The organism is Lactobacillus sp. M0403, assembly GCF_016101265.1.
Taxonomy (GTDB): Bacteria; Bacillota; Bacilli; order Lactobacillales; family Lactobacillaceae; genus Lactobacillus; species Lactobacillus apis.
Genome location: NZ_JACFQV010000018.1, coordinates 1 through 419, shown reverse-complemented (window position 1 = coordinate 419; position 419 = coordinate 1). Strand labels below are relative to the sequence as shown.

Below are 419 nucleotides of genomic sequence, written 5' to 3'. Positions count from 1 at the left end.
CGAACTCTCTCGGTCGCTCTTGCAATCTGTTCTCTTTGATTGTTTCTCGGTTTTTCTTGGATTATATTCAGTTTTCAATGTACTAGCCATTGGGCTCCTTTCGGAACCCGATGGAGGCTAACGGGATCGAACCGATGACCTCCTGCGTGCAAAGCAGGTGCTCTCCCAGCTGAGCTAAGCCCCCATGTTTCTATTAAATTCTTTAGACATCGACTGCTATGCTGTCTTTGCCTATGGGCCTAAATGGACTTGAACCATCGACCTCACGCTTATCAGGCGTGCGCTCTAACCAGCTGAGCTATAGGCCCGTCTCTAGCGTTTCTGTCTTTTCTTCTTTGAGGTACTACCCTCAAAACTAAACAATGTTCTCGCTACTCATGTGCTTCCTGCTTTACAAGACCTCTGCTAGTATCTCTACT

Annotated in this window: 2 tRNA genes; both read right to left on the bottom strand. The window is 47.0% G+C overall.

The window, feature by feature from the left end:
• Positions 1–111: 111 nt before the first annotated feature.
• A tRNA-Ala gene (locus H3T48_RS08820) sits at positions 112–184 on the bottom strand.
• 50 nt (positions 185–234) lie between these two features.
• Positions 235–308, bottom strand: a tRNA-Ile gene (locus H3T48_RS08815).
• Between the last annotated feature and the right edge of the window lie 111 nt (positions 309–419).